Source organism: Xinfangfangia pollutisoli, from assembly GCF_020179405.1.
GTDB classification, from domain to species: domain Bacteria; phylum Pseudomonadota; class Alphaproteobacteria; order Rhodobacterales; family Rhodobacteraceae; genus Pseudogemmobacter; species Pseudogemmobacter pollutisoli.
Genome location: NZ_JAICBZ010000084.1, coordinates 1 through 16,117, shown reverse-complemented (window position 1 = coordinate 16,117; position 16,117 = coordinate 1). Strand labels below are relative to the sequence as shown.

The 16,117-nt window shown below is 67.2% G+C and carries 13 protein-coding genes; 4 read left to right on the top strand and 9 right to left on the bottom strand.

Annotated elements, in window-relative coordinates; genetic code table 11:
* A partial coding sequence (locus K1Y73_RS18200; protein WP_225029732.1) for a PfkB family carbohydrate kinase occupies positions 1-527 on the bottom strand: 527 nt, incomplete at its 3' end.
* Between the two features lie 184 nt (positions 528-711).
* Between K1Y73_RS18200 and K1Y73_RS18195 the strand changes: the two genes are divergently transcribed.
* Complete coding sequence (locus K1Y73_RS18195; protein ID WP_225029731.1) at positions 712-1,500, top strand: alpha/beta hydrolase; 789 nt, start codon at positions 712-714, stop codon at positions 1,498-1,500.
* 111 nt (positions 1,501-1,611) lie between these two features.
* On the opposite strand, the gene K1Y73_RS18190 is transcribed toward K1Y73_RS18195, so the two are convergent.
* From K1Y73_RS18190 to K1Y73_RS18165, 6 genes are all read right to left on the bottom strand, one after another.
* Positions 1,612-2,511 carry an ABC transporter permease gene (locus K1Y73_RS18190; RefSeq protein WP_225029730.1) on the bottom strand — a complete coding sequence of 300 codons (900 nt, stop codon included), beginning with the start codon at positions 2,509-2,511 and terminating at the stop codon, positions 1,612-1,614.
* A gap of 11 nt (positions 2,512-2,522) precedes the next feature.
* Positions 2,523-3,446, bottom strand: coding sequence for an ABC transporter permease (locus tag K1Y73_RS18185; RefSeq protein WP_225029729.1), 924 nt, complete (start codon positions 3,444-3,446; stop codon positions 2,523-2,525).
* 3 nt (positions 3,447-3,449) lie between these two features.
* Positions 3,450-4,532, bottom strand: coding sequence for an ABC transporter ATP-binding protein (locus K1Y73_RS18180; RefSeq protein ID WP_225029728.1), 1,083 nt, complete (start codon positions 4,530-4,532; stop codon positions 3,450-3,452).
* A 195-nt stretch (positions 4,533-4,727) separates the two neighbouring features.
* The gene (locus tag K1Y73_RS18175) at positions 4,728-5,837 is read right to left on the bottom strand and encodes an extracellular solute-binding protein (RefSeq protein ID WP_225029727.1); all 1,110 of its coding nucleotides are present in this window, start codon (positions 5,835-5,837) and stop codon (positions 4,728-4,730) included.
* Positions 5,838-6,036: 199 nt separating this feature from the next.
* Positions 6,037-7,155, bottom strand: coding sequence for an extracellular solute-binding protein (locus tag K1Y73_RS18170; RefSeq protein WP_225029726.1), 1,119 nt, complete (start codon positions 7,153-7,155; stop codon positions 6,037-6,039).
* A 276-nt stretch (positions 7,156-7,431) separates the two neighbouring features.
* Positions 7,432-8,196, bottom strand: coding sequence for a DeoR/GlpR family DNA-binding transcription regulator (locus K1Y73_RS18165; RefSeq protein WP_225029725.1), 765 nt, complete (start codon positions 8,194-8,196; stop codon positions 7,432-7,434).
* A gap of 154 nt (positions 8,197-8,350) precedes the next feature.
* On the opposite strand from K1Y73_RS18165, the gene glpD reads away from it, so the two are divergent.
* Both glpD and glpK read left to right on the top strand, forming a co-directional pair.
* On the top strand, positions 8,351-9,949 hold the full coding sequence (gene glpD / locus K1Y73_RS18160) for a glycerol-3-phosphate dehydrogenase (RefSeq protein WP_225029724.1): 1,599 nt from the start codon (positions 8,351-8,353) through the stop codon (positions 9,947-9,949).
* A gap of 59 nt (positions 9,950-10,008) precedes the next feature.
* A complete protein-coding gene (gene glpK, locus K1Y73_RS18155; protein ID WP_225029723.1) occupies positions 10,009-11,502 on the top strand; it encodes a glycerol kinase GlpK in 1,494 nt (497 codons plus the stop codon).
* A gap of 66 nt (positions 11,503-11,568) precedes the next feature.
* Here the strand turns inward: glpK and K1Y73_RS18150 are convergent, their stop codons facing one another.
* Positions 11,569-13,062 (bottom strand): NAD(P)(+) transhydrogenase (Re/Si-specific) subunit beta, encoded by a 1,494-nt coding sequence (locus K1Y73_RS18150; protein WP_225029722.1) that lies wholly within the window; start codon positions 13,060-13,062, stop codon positions 11,569-11,571.
* Between the two features lie 13 nt (positions 13,063-13,075).
* Positions 13,076-14,650, bottom strand: coding sequence for a Re/Si-specific NAD(P)(+) transhydrogenase subunit alpha (locus tag K1Y73_RS18145; protein ID WP_225029721.1), 1,575 nt, complete (start codon positions 14,648-14,650; stop codon positions 13,076-13,078).
* A 579-nt stretch (positions 14,651-15,229) separates the two neighbouring features.
* Between K1Y73_RS18145 and K1Y73_RS18140 the strand changes: the two genes are divergently transcribed.
* Positions 15,230-16,117: L,D-transpeptidase (locus K1Y73_RS18140; RefSeq protein WP_225029720.1), on the top strand; the 888-nt coding region annotated here is incomplete at its 3' end.

The following is a 16,117-nucleotide window of genomic DNA, read 5'->3' as shown; positions in this document are numbered from 1 at the left end:
AGCAGAGCATCGTCCAGCGCGGCCGCGGGCGCGGGGTTCAGAATGGTGGTCACCCCCGCCGCCCGGGCGATTTCCAGCCCGCGCCGCGCCGCCGGAACCGGCTGCTCAAGCTGCGCCATGAACACCGAGGCGCCGGCGATCAGACCCGCGCGCGCGTCCAGATCGGCCGGCCCGATCCGCGCCGCCGCCCCGGGCGAGACGATGATGGCATTGTTGCCGGTGGCGGCTTCCAGGAAGATGAAGGCCGCCCCCGTATAGCTGTCGGCATCCTCGGTCACCTGCGGCTGCACGCCCGCCCTGGCCCAGGTGGCCTGCGCGATGGCGGCAAAATCATCGCGGCCTAGCCGGGTGATGAATTGCACCGTGCCCCCCGCCATCGCCGCGGCGACGGCCTGGTTCGATCCCTTCCCCCCCGGCCCCAGCGCGAAGCTTTGGCCCAGCACCGTCTCGCCCAGCCGCGGCATGCGCGCGGCGCGGAACGAGGTGTCGGCGACGAAGATCCCCAGGATCACGATCGGTTTTGCCATCTGTCTTCCCCCCGCGCCGCGCCCGGCCGGCCGGCGCCTTCTTGCGCCATAAAAGCCGAAGCGGCCGAGGGGGACAATCACCCGCGGCGCAGCGATGCGTTGACCCGGGGCGCGCGATCTGGGATCGGAAGGGGGCCGCCTGCCCCGACGCCGCCCCATCCCCGCCTTTCACCAAGCCGAGACCATGATCCCCTATCGCTGGCCCGACCCCGACCGCGCCTATGCCAATGGCGATTTCATCCCCGATGCCGCGGCCCATGTGCAGCGCTGGGAGGCGCAGTCGCGTGCCTTCCGCGCCAGCCAGCCGAACGCCCGGCTGGACCAGCCCTATGGGCCGGGCCCGCGTCAGCGCTACGATCTGTTCCTGCCCGAGGGCCCGGCGCGGGGGACCCTGGTTTTCGTGCATGGCGGCTATTGGCTGGCCTTCGGCCCGCAGGACTGGTCGCATCTGGCCGCGGGGCCGCTGGCGCAGGGCTGGGCGGTGGCGCTGCCCGGCTATACGCTGGCCCCGCAGGCGCGCATCGCCGCGATGGTGGCGGAAATCGCCCAGGCCTGCCGCCAGCTTGCCGACGCCCTGCCCGGCCCCCTGCATGTCACCGGCCACAGCGCCGGCGGCCATCTGGCCGCGCGGATGGGCTGCGCCGATCTGGACCTGCCGGTGACGCGGATCGTCCCGATCTCGCCCCTGGCCGAGCTGGGCCCGCTGATGGCGACGCAGATGAACGCGACGCTTGGCATCGACGCCGCCGAAGCCGCGGCGCAATCGCCGGCGCGGCTGGCCCTGCGCCCGGGCTGCAGCGCCCATGTCTGGGTCGGCGCGCAGGAGCGGCCCGATTTCCTGTGGCAGGCCCGCACCCTGGCGGAAGAATGGGCCTGCCCCTGGACCGTCGCCCCCGAGCGGCACCATTTCGACGTGATCGACGCGCTGGCCGATCCCGGCTCGGATCTGGTCCGCACCCTTCTCGCGCCCTGATCTCTTCCTCTCTGTCCAAATATCCCGGGGGTCCGGGGGCAGAGCCCCCGGCCTTCTTACACCCCGGAGTTCCGACACCCCGGCCTTCTCACCACCTCCGCGCCGCTTGCCTCAGGCCGCGCCGGTGATCTCGGCCATGGCTTCGGTCTCGCGCGCTTCGGCCTCGCGCGCCTCGGCTTCGCGCGCGGCCTCGATCCGGGCCCGGCGGCGGCGGGCGATTTCATACCAGACGGCCAGAACCAGGGTGATGCAGATCAGCAGGAAGGCCAGCGCGTTGATCGTGGGCGTGATGCCGGATCGCACCTTCGAGAAGACATAGACGGTCAGCGTGTCCTTGCCGCCCCGGGTGAACTGGGTGACGTTGAAATTCTCGATCGACTGGAAGAAGGCCACCGCCGCGCCGGCCCCGATCGCGGGGTAGAGATGCGGCAACAGGATCCGGCGCATCACCTGGGCATGGCTGGCGCCCAGATCCAGCGCCGCCTCTTCCAGCCCGGCATCGAAGCTTTGCAGCCGCGCCAGAACCAAGAGCATCACCATGGCGGCGATATAGCTGACCTGGCCCAGCACGCTCAGATGCAGGCCCGGGATGAAGGGAAACATCTTCTCGCCCGAGCCGAAGATCAGGCCGCCCAGCTTGGTCCACATCAGCAGCGTCGAGATGCCGATCACCACGCCCGGGATCAGGATCGTCGAGATCATCATCCCGTACAGCACCGTGCGCAGCCGGCCCGAGATCGAGTTGATCAGGATCGCCGCCGCCGTGCCCACGATCACCGCCAGCGCCGCCACGGCCGCCGCCACGACCAGCGTGTTGCCGAAGGCCACAAGCATCCGGTCATCGGCCCAAAGCGCCTGGAACCAGTGCCAGGTAAAGCCCTTCCAGGGCACGATCGAGGGCAGTTTGCTGTCGTTGAACGCCGCCCCCGACATCACCGCCAAAGGCGCCAGAAGGTAGATCAGGAACAGGAACGTATAGAGATGGGCCAGGCCCAGACGGAACTTGTGCATCCCCTCGCCCCCTATTTCGCGATATCGGAAAGCTTCACCTTGAACAGCCACATCGCCAGCGAGACGAAGACCGTACACAGGATCAGCAGCAACAGCGCATAGGCCGAGGCGGTGTTCCAGTCCAAGGCATCCTTGAACCACTGGTCGATGGTCTGGGTGAACCATTGCGAGGTGGTCGAGCCCAGGATCGAGGGCACCAGAAGCGAGCCGGCCGACAGCATGAACACCATGACCGCGCCCGAGGCGATGCCGGGTTTGGCATGCGGCATGACGATCTTCAGATGGATCTTCCACCAGGGCGCGCCCAGATCCTCGGCCGCCTCGATCTGGTTGGTGTCCAGCGACTGCACCGCATTGTAGATCGGGAACAGCATGAACAGCACATAGGTATAGACCAGACCGATCACCACGCCGTTGTAATCGACGATCCAGCGCACCGGCTTGTCGATCACCCCGGTGAACAGCAGCAGCGAGTTCAGCGGCCCTTTCAGCGCCAGGATGATCCACCAGGCAAAGGCGCGCAGCACTTCCGACACCCAAAGCGGGATGAACAGCAGCAACAACAGCGTCGGCAGGGTCTTCGGGTTGACGATCTTGGCCATGTAATAGGCCAGGGGATAGGCTAGGGCGAAGCAGATCAGCGTGACCAGGATCGAATACAGAATGGTCAGCGCGAAGGTCAGCACATGGACCGGAATGGCGAAACTGCGGCCGAACAGCGTGATCTGGGTATCGCCGTTGAACACCTTCAGGAAGTTGTCCAGCGAATAGACATCCCTCGGCCCGCCGATCTCGGTCACCGGCAGATAGGGGCGGAAGCTTTGCTCGAACAGTGTGATGTTCGGCACGATCACCAGCATCAACAGCCAGAAGGCGACCAGAAGACAGATCAGCAGGGTCAGCCCCGATCCGTAGCGGCGCAGCATGTTTTCCATGGCCTAGCCCCGCACAGTGGCATCGGGCAGCAAAGCCGCGCGTTCGGCCGAGAAGCTGGCGTAAAGCTTGGCCCCGATCGCCGGCACCGTGGCCGAGCCGTCATTGCGGATCTCGGCCGCCAGCACCTTGCCGGTCTCGGTCTGGGTCAGAACCGAGATGAAGGCGCCCTCGAAGGACACTTCGGTCACCGTGACCGGCACGGCGTTTTCCGGGCCCGGCGCTTCGGTCAGGATCGTGTGTTCGGGCCGGACATACAGCTTGACCGGCCGGCCCAGCGCCTCGGGCGAGATCCGGGCGCGCAGGCCGCCAAGGGCGGTGTCGAAGCCCGCCAATCCGCCCGCGGCGGGGCCGGCCGTGCCGTCGATGATGTTGTTCTCGCCCACGAAACTGGCGACGAAACCATTGACCGGATTGTTGTAGATCTCGCGCGGGTCGGCGATCTGCTGGATCCGGCCCTGGGACATGACGCCCACCCGGTCCGACATGGCCAGCGCTTCGCCCTGGTCATGGGTGATGTAGATGAAGGTCACGCCGGTGCGCTTCTGGATCGCGCGCAATTCGGCCCGCATGTGCTGGCGCAGCTTCAGGTCCAGCGCCGAAAGCGGCTCGTCCAGCAGCATGACGCTGGGCTCGACCGCCAGGGCGCGGGCAATCGCCACGCGCTGCTTCTGGCCGCCCGACAGCTGGCTGACCATCTTGTCGGCCGCCCCGGGCAGATCGACCAGCCGCAGCAGTTCTTCGGCCTTGGCGCGCCGCGCCGCCTTGTCGACGCCGCGCATCTCAAGCCCGAAGGCGATGTTTTCCCAGATCGGCATCAGCGGGAACAGCGCCAGGTTCTGGAAGATCAGCGCGGTCGGGCGCTGGTTCGGGCGCTTGCCCTTCACATCCTGCCCGCCGATGCGGATCACCCCGGATGTGGGTTCGATGAAGCCCGAGATCATCCGCAGGATCGTGGTCTTCCCGCAGCCCGAGGGGCCAAGAAAGGAAAAGAACTCTCCGGGCTTGATGTCGACGGTCGCGTGATCCACCGCCCGGAAACTTCCGAAGTCGCAGCAGACGTCGTCCAGCTGAATTCCTGCGCTCATCGCGCTATGTCTCCCCGTGGAACGGCCATGAGTGGCGCTTTTTGCGGCAGGCTACGGCGCGGCATCGGCTGCCGCAATGGGTTTCGCGGCATGCGATGGGGGTTCCGCGACCCGCCTGCCTTCAATACAGGCACGCCGGGCCAAGGGCCCGGCGCTTTCGCAACGCCGGCGGGCAATCCGCCGGAGGGGCCGCAATCAGGCCGCCTTGTACTTGTCGGCATATTCGCCGCGCTTGGCGACGAATTCCGCGCCCTGCTCGGGCCACCACCACAGCGATTTCAGCGCGGCATCGTCGAAGGTTCCGGCGTAATAGGCGGCGATTTCCGGGTCCATCAGCTCGGGCGCACCCTTGGCCACGGGGTTGGCCTTGAAGGCCGTCGCCCAGTCGGCCGAGGCCTGGGGCGAGGCCACGAACTTGGCCAGCTCGGCCGCCGCCTCGGCATTCTTGGCGTTCTTCAGCACCGAGAAGCCCTGGTTCCAGGCGAAGGCGCCCTCGACGGGGGCGATGTACTTGCAGCCGTCATTGCGCAGGTTGAAGCCGGTCGAATCCCAGCACAGGCCGATCGTGCCGCCATTGGCCTGGAAGCCCGCGACGGCCTCGTTCTCGCCCGACCACCACTGGATCACATTGCCCTTGGCCTTGATCGCCTCGGCCAGCGCGATGTCCCACAATTCGGTCATCACGGCCATGTCCTTGTACCCTTCGCGCCAGGGCTTCGGCAGCTTGCCCTGCGCTTCCAGATAGCGGCCCATCGCGGCCAGCGTCGAATGCGGGCGCAGCACGGCCTGGTTCTCGGCGTTGAACAGATCGCCCAGCGAGGCCGGCGACGACAGTTTCGCATCCGATTCCAGCGCGACCAGCGCTTCGGTGCCCCAGACCGAGGGGACGATCATCAGCCCGCCATTCAGCCGCGACATCTCGCCCGCTTCGCCATCGGCCAGGCCCGGCAGATAGGCGGCCAGATCCAGCTTCGATTCGTCCCAGGCCTGCAGCAGGCCATTGGCATTGTAGCTGCCCCAGCGGTCGATCGTGGTTTCGATCATGTCGATGCCGCCGGTTTCCATCGCGATCTTCGATTCGGCATACATGGTCTCGTGGTCGGGAACTTCCTTGAAGTTGACCTTGATGCCGGTCGCGGCCGTGAAGGCGGGCAGGATCTTCTCGGCCAGTTCCGGGTAACCCGCCCAGCCCACGAAGTTCAGCTCGCCCGACGACGCCAGCGCGGCGCGCGACACGATGGCGGGGGCAGCAAGCAGAGTGGCAGAGCCGGCCAGGAAGCGGCGGCGGTTCAGGGCAAACGTCATGTCAATCTCTCCTGATTGGCGCGAAAGGCGCGCATGCCGCGCCCTTCTGCCAAGCCTGTGTAACCGGCATGTGTCGGCAAAGTGAACAAAAAACGGGCGGCGCGCGAAGGCGGCCGCCCGGACCTTGTGTCGCAAGGCGGGCGGCATACGCCGCCGCCCTGCCCCTTGTGCTGCCCGTCAGGCTGCCTGAACCTGGCGCTCAGGCGGCCTTGTACTTGTCGGCATATTCGGCGCGCTTGGCCAGGAAGTCGGCCGACTGGTCGGGCCACCACCACAGTTTCGACAGCGCCTCGTCGTTGAACGTGCCGTTGTAATAGGCCGAAACCTCGGGATCCATCAGATCCGCCGCGCCCTTGCCCACCGGGTTGGCCGAGAAGGCCGTGGCCCAAAGCGAGGCGCCCTCGGCCGTCGAGACCCATTTCACGAATTCATGCGCCTGTTCGACATTGGCGGCATTCTTCATGATGACAAAGCCCTGATGCCAGGCGAAGGCGCCCTCGACCGGGGCCACATATTTGTAGCCGTCCTTGCGCAGGTTGAAGCCGGTCGAATCCCAGCACAGGCCCACGGTCGCGCCATTGGCGGTGAAGCCGGCATTCGCCTCGTTCTCGCCCGACCACCATTGCACGACATTGCCCTTGGCCTTGATCGCCTCGGCCAGCGCGATGTCCCAAAGTTCGGTCATGGCGCCCATGTCGGTATAGCTGTCCATCCAGGGCCGCGGCAGCTTGCCCGTGGCATCCAGATAGCGCCCCATCGCCGCCAGCGCCGAATGCGGGCGCAGCACCGACTGGTTGTCGGGGCTGAACAGATCGCCCAGCGACGGCGGCGTGGACAGTTTCGCCTCGGCCTCATTCACCACCAGCGACTCGGTGCCCCAGACCGAGGGCACATATTTCAGCGCCCCGCCCGGCCGCGACCGTTCGCCCGCCGCGCCATCGGCCAGGCCCGGCAGATAGTTGGACACCGCCAGCTTCGATTCGTCGAACGTGCCCAGAAGCCCGTTCGAATCCCAGGCGCCGACCCGGTCGATCGTCGGCTCGATCACGTCGATGCCGCCCGAATCAAGCGCGACCTTCGCCGCGCCGAACATGGTGTCCTGATCGGGCATTTCGGTGAAGTTCACCTTGATGCCGGTCGCCGCCTCGAAGGCGGGAAAGGCCTTTTCCGTCAGGACCGGATAGCCGGCCCAGCCGGTAAAGTTCAACTCGCCCGAAGAGGCAAGCGCCTTGGACGAGATAAGCGCAGGCGCAGCCAGAAGGCCGGCGCCCGCCGCCGAAGCCTTCAGAAAGCGGCGGCGGTTCAGACGGGACGTCATGGTCAAAATCGTTCTCCCTGGGTTGACGCATCGGTCAGTCGCGGCGGGTAGGATCCCGCCTGCCTTATGTCGGGCGCAGCCCTGCCCGAGATCTGCCGCGGGCCCGGATCGGGGCCGGTGGCAGGGCCCTGGGCTGCACCTGCGCGGGAAGATTGCTGCGCCTCGGGCCCGCCTGTCAATTCGCCTGAAATGGCCTGCGGCCCAGATCGAAAGAATCCGCGCGCCGCTTCGCCTAAAACGCGTGTTTTATTCTCATCAGTCCCGCCGAAGCGGCGTTCAGGCGCCCACCACATGCAGCGCGGTGCCCCATTCCGCGCATTTTCGCGCCAGATCGGGCGCCAGCGGCCGGTCGGTGAAGACCGCGTCGATCTCGGCCAGCGAGGCCAGCCGCGCCGGGGCCGAGCGGTCGAACTTGGAATGGTCGGTCACCAGAAAGCTTTTCCGCGCCCGGCCCAGAATCGCCTTCGACACCCGCACCTCGGCCAGGTCGAAATCCAGCAGATCGCCATCGGCATCGATCGCCGAAGTGCCGATCACCGCGATATCGACCTTGAACTGCGCGAAGGCCTGGGTGGTCAATTCGCCCACCAGCCCGCCATCGGACCGGCGCAAGGCACCGCCCGCCACCACCACCTCACAGGCCGGATTTCCCGCAAGAATGGTTGCCACATTCAGGTTGTTGGTGATCACGGTCAGATTCTGGTGGTTCAGAAGCGCACGCGCCACCGCCTCGGTCGTGGTGCCGATGTTCAGGATCAGGCTGGAATTGTCGGGGACGGCCGCCGCACAGGCGCGCGCGATCGCGGCCTTCGCTGCCTCGTTCATCCGCCGTCGGCTTTCCCAGGCGATGTTCGCCACGCCCGTGCGCGCCACCGCCCCGCCATGCACCCGGTCCAGATGCCCCGCCTCGGCCAGGTCGGCCAGGTCGCGGCGGATCGTCTGCAGCGTCACCTCGAAGCGCTGCGCCAGGTCTTCGACCACCACCCGGCCTTCGGCCCGGGCAATCTGCAGGATTTCGCTTTGCCGGAAACTCAGCGCCATCGCATTCCCCTTTCCCCCGGTCTTGCACGGATCGCGCCGCCTGTCACTTGCACCCGCGCCTGCACACGGGCGCAGGCCCGGAAATGTGCGAAAAATTTCGCTTTACCGAAAAACGAAATAAAACGAAAATGGCGCAACACAGAGGCAGGCGCAGATGGCACAGGCGGCAGGGCCGGAGACGGTCGATCTTTTCATCATCGGCGGCGGGATCAACGGCTGCGGCATCGCGCGCGATGCGGCGGGGCGCGGGCTTTCGGTGACGCTGGCCGAACAGGGCGATCTGGCGCAGGGCACCTCGTCCGCCTCGACCAAGCTGTTTCACGGCGGGCTGCGCTATCTGGAATATTTCGAATTCCGCCTGGTGCGCGAGGCGCTGGAGGAACGCGAGACCCTGCTTTGCGCCATGCCGCATATTTCCTGGCCGATGCGCTTCGTGCTGCCCCTGTCGCCCGAGATGCGGTTCGAAGGCGACACGCCCACCTCGCGGCTGCTGCGCTGGACCATGCCCTGGCTGGCCGGGCGGCGGCCCGATTGGCTGATCCGGCTGGGGCTGTTTCTCTACGACACGATGGGCGGGCGGAAGATCCTGCCGCGCAGCCGCACGCTGAACCTGCGCCAGGATCCGGCGGGCGCGCCGCTGCAGGCCCGCTTCGGCAAGGCCTATGAATATTCCGATTGCTGGGTGCAGGATTCGCGCCTGGTGGTGCTGAATGCCCGCGACGCGGCCCGGCGCGGCGCGCAGATCCTGACCCGGACCCGCGCCGTCCAGGCCCGCCGCCTGGGCGATCTGTGGCAGATCGACACCGAGGGCCCCACGGGCCGCGTGACCCATACCGCCCGCGCTTTGGTCAATGCCGGCGGCCCCTGGGTGATGGAGGTGATCCGCGACGTGGCCCATCTGCCCTCGAACGAAGGCGTGCGGCTGGTGCGCGGCAGCCATATCGTCACCCGCAAGCTCTACGACCACGACCGCTGCTATTTCTTCCAGGGCCCGGATGGGCGGATCATCTTCGCCATCCCCTATGAGCAGGACTTCACCCTGATCGGCACCACCGACCAGGATCACCAGGCCGCCCCCGCCGAGGCCCGCTGCACCGAGGCCGAGCGCGATTACCTGTGCCGCTTCGCCAGCAGCTATTTCGCCCGGCCCGTCACGGCCGAAGATGTGGTCTGGACCTATTCCGGGGTGCGGCCGCTGTATAATGACGGCGCGCGCTCGGCCACGGCGGCGACGCGGGATTACGTGCTGTCGCTGCAGGCCGAGGGCGCGCCCCTGCTGAATGTGTTCGGCGGCAAGATCACCACTTATCGGCGGCTGGCCGAAGGCGCGCTGGCCAAGCTTGCGCCGTGGTTTCCGCGGGCGCGCCCGGCCTGGACCGCGGGCGTGGCGCTGCCGGGCGGCGATTTCGCCGTGGCCGATGTGGCGGCCCATATCGCGGGCCTGCGCAAGGAATATCCGTTCCTGACCGGGCCCTGGGCCCAGCGGCTGATCCGCGCCTATGGCACCGAGGCGGTGCAAATCCTGGGCCGGGCGCAGCGGGTCGAGGATCTGGGCCGCGATTTCGGCGGCACATTGACCGAGGCCGAAACGCGCTGGCTGATCGCGCGGGAATGGGCGCAGACGGCCGAGGATGTGGTCTGGCGCCGCACCCGGCTGGGCCTGCGGATGACGGCCGAGCAGATCGCCGCGCTGCAGGATTTCCTGGATGCGCCCGGCACCGCCCTTGCGGCCGACACGGCCAAAACCGCGTGACCTGATCGTCCGGGGCAGGCAGACTGGCCCGGCCCCTTTCCCGATCCGAAGGCCCGCCCATGTCCCTTATCCTTGCCATCGACCAGGGCACCACCTCGACCCGCGCGATCCTGTTCCAGGCGGGGGCGGCGGGCGATCTGCGGCCGCTTGCCCAGGCGCAGGAGGAATTCCCGCAATCCTATCCGCAATCGGGCTGGGTCGAGCATGCCCCCCTGGACCTGTGGTCAACGACCGCCGCCACCGCCCGCGCCGCGGTGGAACAGGCCGGGCGGCGGCCGGCCGAGATCGCGGCGATCGGCATCACCAACCAGCGCGAGACCACGCTTTTGTGGGACCGCGCCACCGGCGCCGCCCTGGCCCCCGCCGTGGTCTGGCAGGACCGGCGCAGCGCCGCGATCTGCGCCGATCTGAAGGCACAGGGGCACGAGCCCCTGATCACCGCCCGCACCGGCCTGCTGCTGGATCCCTATTTCTCGGGCACCAAGCTGAAATGGCTGCTCGACACCCTTCCCGGCGCGCGGGCGCGGGCGGAACGGGGCGAACTGGCCTTTGGCACGGTCGACAGCTGGCTGATCTGGAACCTGACCGGCGGGCGCGTCCATGCCACCGATGCGACCAATGCCGCGCGCACGCTGCTGTATGACATCGGCGAAAACCGCTGGGATGCCGAAATCTGCGGGCTGCTGGACATTCCGATGTCGCTGCTGCCCGAGGTGCGCGATTGCGCGGGCCCCTTCGGCGTGACCCGGGCCGATCTTTTCGGCCGCGAGATCCCGATCCTGGGCGTGGCGGGCGACCAGCAGGCCGCGGCGCTGGGCCAGGCCTGTTTCTCGGCCGGAATGATGAAATCCACCTATGGCACCGGCTGTTTTGCGCTTCTGAACACCGGGGCGCGGCGCATCGCCTCGTCCAACCGGTTGTTGACCACCATCGCCGCGCGGATCGACGGGCAGACCAGCTATGCGCTGGAAGGCTCGATCTTCATCGCAGGCGCGGTGGTGCATTGGCTGCGCGACGGGCTGAAGATCATCCGCACCGCCGCCGAGACCCAAGGCCTGGCCGAGGCCGCCGATGCCGATCAGGGCGTGGTGCTGGTGCCCGCCTTCACCGGCCTCGGCGCGCCCTATTGGCGGCCCGATTGCCGCGGCGCGATCTTCGGGCTGACCCGCAATTCAGGCCCGGCCGAGCTGGCCCGCGCGGCGCTGGAAAGCGTGGCCTTCCAGACCCGCGACCTGATGGAGGCGATGCGGGCCGACTGGCCCGAGGCCGCACCCGGGCGGCTGCGGGTGGATGGCGGCATGACCGCCTCGGACTGGACGATGCAATTCCTGGCCGATCTGCTCGACGCGCCGGTGGACCGGCCGGTGGTGACCGAGACGACCGCGCTGGGGGCGGCCTTCCTGGCCGCACGCGCCGCCGGCCTGACCGACGAGACGGGCTTTGCGCAAAGCTGGGCGCTGGAGCGGCAATTCACCCCCGCGATGGTGCCCGAGCGCCGCGCCGCGCTGTATGACCGCTGGACCCGCGCGGTGCGGGCGACCATGGCGTTCTAGGCTCCGGGGGAATGCGAAAAGGGGCCGCAAGCGCGGCCCCTTTCGATCTTTCGCAGACGGATCGTCTCAGTCGATCATCGGCAGAAGCGCGTCGACCGACTTCTTGGCATCGCCATAGAACATCCGCGTATTCTCTTTGTAGAACAGCGGGTTCTCGATCCCCGAATAGCCGGTGCCCTGGCCGCGCTTCGACACGAAAACCTGTTTCGCCTTCCAGACTTCCAGAACCGGCATCCCGGCGATGGGCGAATTCGGGTCTTCCTGCGCGGCGGGGTTCACGATGTCATTCGAACCGATGACGATCACCACATCCGTATTCGGGAAGTCCTCGTTGATCTCGTCCATTTCCAGAACGATGTCATAGGGCACCTTCGCCTCGGCCAGAAGCACGTTCATATGCCCGGGCAGACGGCCCGCCACCGGGTGGATGGCGAAACGCACCTCTTTGCCCTTGGCGCGCAGCTTGCGGGTCAGTTCGCTGACCGATTGCTGCGCCTGCGCCACCGCCATGCCATAGCCCGGCACGATGATGACAGAGTCGGCATCGTTCAGCGCCGCCGCCACGCCTTCGGCGTCGATGGCGATCTGCTCGCCCGTCACTTCCATCGCCGGGCCGGTGGTGCCGCCGAAGCCGCCCAGGATCACCGAGACGAAGCTGCGGTTCATCGCCTTGCACATGATGTAGCTCAGGATCGCGCCGGACGAGCCGACCAGCGCGCCGGTCACGATCAGCAGGTCGTTCGACAGCGAGAAGCCGATCGCCGCCGCCGCCCAGCCGGAATAGCTGTTCAGCATCGACACCACGACCGGCATGTCGGCGCCGCCGATGCCCATGATCAGGTGATAGCCGATGAACAGCGCCGCAACCGTCATGCCGATCAGCGCCAGCGACGAGCCGGTCTGCAGATACACCACCAGCAGCACGATCGAGATCAGCGCCGCCGCGGCGTTCAGCATATGGCCGCCGGGCAGTTTCTTCGCCTTGCCGTCGACGCGGCCGGCCAGCTTGCCGAAGGCAATGACCGAGCCGGTGAAGGTGACGGCCCCGATGAACACGCCCAGGAAGGTCTCAACCCGCAGGATCGAGATCTCGACCGGGCTTTTATGCGCCACGACTGCGGCAAAGCCCGACAGGCCCTCGGCCATCTTGCCCAGTTCGGTGGCCTTCTCGGCCGTCAGGGTCATCGCCCAGGCGGGATCGTGCAGCAGCGCCAGCAGATCGGCCAGGCGCACCATCTCGATATGGGTGTTGTAGCCGATGAACACCGCGGCCAGACCGACCAGCGAATGCATGGCGGCCACAAGCTGCGGCATTTCCGTCATCTGCACCCGCTGCGCCACGACCCAGCCGGCGGCCCCGCCGACCAGGATCAGCACCAGCGACAAGGGCCAAAGCCCGGCGCCGGGGCCAATCAGCGTGGCGGCCACGGCCAGCGCCATGCCGACAATGCCGTACCAGACCGCGCGCTTGGCGCTTTCCTGGCCCGACAGCCCGCCCAGAGACAGGATGAACAGGATCGCGGCAACGACATAGGCCGCGGTGGTGAAACCGATTTCCATTCCCTGTGTCCCCTTACGACTTCTGGAACATGGCAAGCATCCGGCGCGTCACCATGAAGCCGCCGAAGATGTTCACCCCCGCCATCAGCACCGACAGCGCGGCCAGCACGATGACCAGCCAGTTGCCCGAGCCGATCTGCAAGAGCGCGCCCAGGATGATGATGGACGAGATCGCGTTGGTGATCGCCATCAGGGGCGTGTGCAGCGAATGCGAGACGTTCCAGATCACCTGGAAGCCCACGAAGCAGGACAGCACGAAGACGATGAAATGCGACATGAAGCTTGCCGGCGCGAAATAGCCCGCGACCAGCAGCAAGCCGCCGCCGATGGCCAGAAGGCCCACCTGGTTGCGGGTCTGCGCCTTGAACTCGGCCACTTCCTTGGCGCGGCGTTCCTCGGGCGTCAGCTCTTTGGCTTTTTCCTTCGGCTTCTGCGCCGCGATGGCGGCGATCTTCGGCGGCGGCGGCGGCCAGGTCACATCGCCGCCATGCGCCACGGTCGCGCCGCGGATCACGTCATCGCCCATGTTCTGGTCGATCACGCCATCTTTCTTCGGCGTCAGATCGGCCAGCATGTGGCGGATATTGTTGGAATACAGCGTCGAGGCCTGGGTCGCCATCCGGCTGGGGAAGTCGGTATAGCCGACGATGGTCACGCCATTGTCGGTGACGATCTTCTGATCCGGCACCGTCAGGTCGCAGTTCCCGCCGCGTTCCGCCGCCAGGTCGACGATGACCGAGCCGCGCTTCATCATCGCGACCATATCCTCGGTCCACAGCTTCGGCGCCGGCCGGCCGGGGATCAGGGCGGTGGTGATGACGATGTCCATCTCGGGCGCCAGCTCGCGGAACTTCTTCAGCTGCGCTTCGCGGAATTCCGGGCTGGACGGCGCCGCATAGCCGCCCGTCGCCGCGCCGTCGGTCTGGCTTTCGGCGAAGTCGAGATAGACGAATTCGGCGCCCATCGAATTGATCTGCTCGGCCACTTCCGGCCGGACGTCAAAAGCATAGGTGATCGCGCCCAGCGACACGCTGGCGCCGATGGCGGCCAGACCGGCCACGCCCGCGCCGACGACCAGAACCTTCGCCGGCGGCACCTTGCCCGCCGCCGTCACCTGGCCGGTGAAGAAGCGCGGAAAGTTGTTCGCAGCCTCGATCACCGCGCGGTAGCCCGCAAGGTTCGCCATCGAGGACAGCGCGTCCATCTTCTGGGCGCGGCTGATCCGCGGCACCATGTCCATCGCGATGACGGTGGCGCCCTGCCCGGCCAGCTGCTTCAAGAGCGCCTCGTTCTGCGCCGGCCAGAAGAAGCTGATCAGCGTCTGGCCCGATTTCAGAAGCTTGGCTTCCTCGGCATCGGGGCCGCGCACCTTGACCAGCACATCCGCCGCCGCCGCGACCGCCGCCGCATTGGGCAGCACCTCGACCCCGGCCGCGGTATAGGCCGCATCGGTAAAGCCCGCCTTAAGCCCCGCCCCGGACTGAATCACGCAGACATGGCCCAGCTTCTGCAGCTGCAGGGCCGAGTCGGGTGTCATCGCCACCCGGTTCTCGCCCTCGAAGGTTTCACCCAAAGCTCCGATCTTCACCGATTTCTCCCCCGTTCCGACAGGTTCTGTCCCAGCCCCTGTAGCATCGCGCAACAATATTTCAATGGCAGAATGCCGCCGCCGCAGCAAAATGCCGCTCACCTGCACCTAGCACCCCAAGCGCCTGCCATGCCAGCGCCGAGGGACAGCCCGTTCCATTCTCCGCCCCGCAAACGGCCCGAGATTTCGGGCCAGGCTTTCCGGGGCCGGCTTTCCGGGTCGGGCTTTGGTCCCCTCGGTCATGGCCACGCTTCCGGCCGCAGCGCATGACGGCGCGGCAACCGGCAGGACTGCGGCCTTAGCGGAAGACATCGCGGGTGACCAGAGCCAAGGGTGACGCAAGGGCAAGACTGGCCCCGCCTGCGCCGCCCCGGCCCCCGCCCGCCGCCTCAAAGCCCGCCAGACCGGCACAAGCGCCGGAATCGGTGACGAATGGGTGACAGATCGGCCAGATTCTCACGACCCTGTCATCCGCCGGGGGCGCGGTCCATTTGACGCTTCTCGGGCGACAGGGTAGTTTTGCGCCGATTAAACCCGGAAGCCTGCGTTTCCGGCCAGGAAACAAGTGAGCCCCGATCCATGCGCCTTGCCGGCCTCTCTTTCACGCCCAAGCGTCTTTTTGCCGTCCCCGCCGCGCTGAGCGCGGTCCTTCTTCTTTCCGCCTGTGTCGAGGGGACCGGCGCCGTCGCCCCCGCCCCCGAACAGCCCGCGATCGCGGTGGACGAGACGATCTATGCCGCCCGCTCGGACGGCAAGTTCACCGTCCCCGCCCTGCCGGTCGAGCAGATCCCCGAAACCTATCGCCGCCAGGTCGTCGATTATCCGAACGAACAGGCGCCGGGCACGATCGTGATCGACCCCTCGAAGCGGCTGCTTTACTATGTGGTCGACCAGAAAAAGGCGATCCGCTACGGCATCGCCGTGGGGGCCGAAGGCTTTGGCTGGTCGGGCGAATCCGTCGTCGCCAACAAGCGGACCTGGCCGACCTGGACTCCGCCGAAAGAGATGATCGAGCGCAAGCCGCATCTGAAGCAATATGAAAACGGCCAGCCCGGCGGCCCGACCAACCCGCTTGGCTCGCGTGCGATCTACCTGACCTCGGGCGGGGTGGATTACGGCTATCGCATCCATGGCACGCCGGAATGGAAGTCGATCGGGCGCAATGCCTCGTCGGGCTGCTTCCGCATGATCAACCAGGACGTGATGGACCTGTACGAGCGGGTCAAGGGCGGCGAGAAGGTGATCGTGCTGACCGCCAAGGGCGAGATGCCCAAGGGCCTGTCGATCCCGAAACCGCCGGCGCCGAAGAAGAAGGCCGCCCCGGCCGAGCCCGCGGTGACCCCGGTCGTGGCGCCGCCGCTGACCGTGCTGACCCCGCCGACCATTGCCGGCGGCCCGGGCACCGGGATCGCCACGCCGGCCGCGCCGGCCGTGGAACCGGCCGCCGCCCCGGCGCGGGATTCGCCC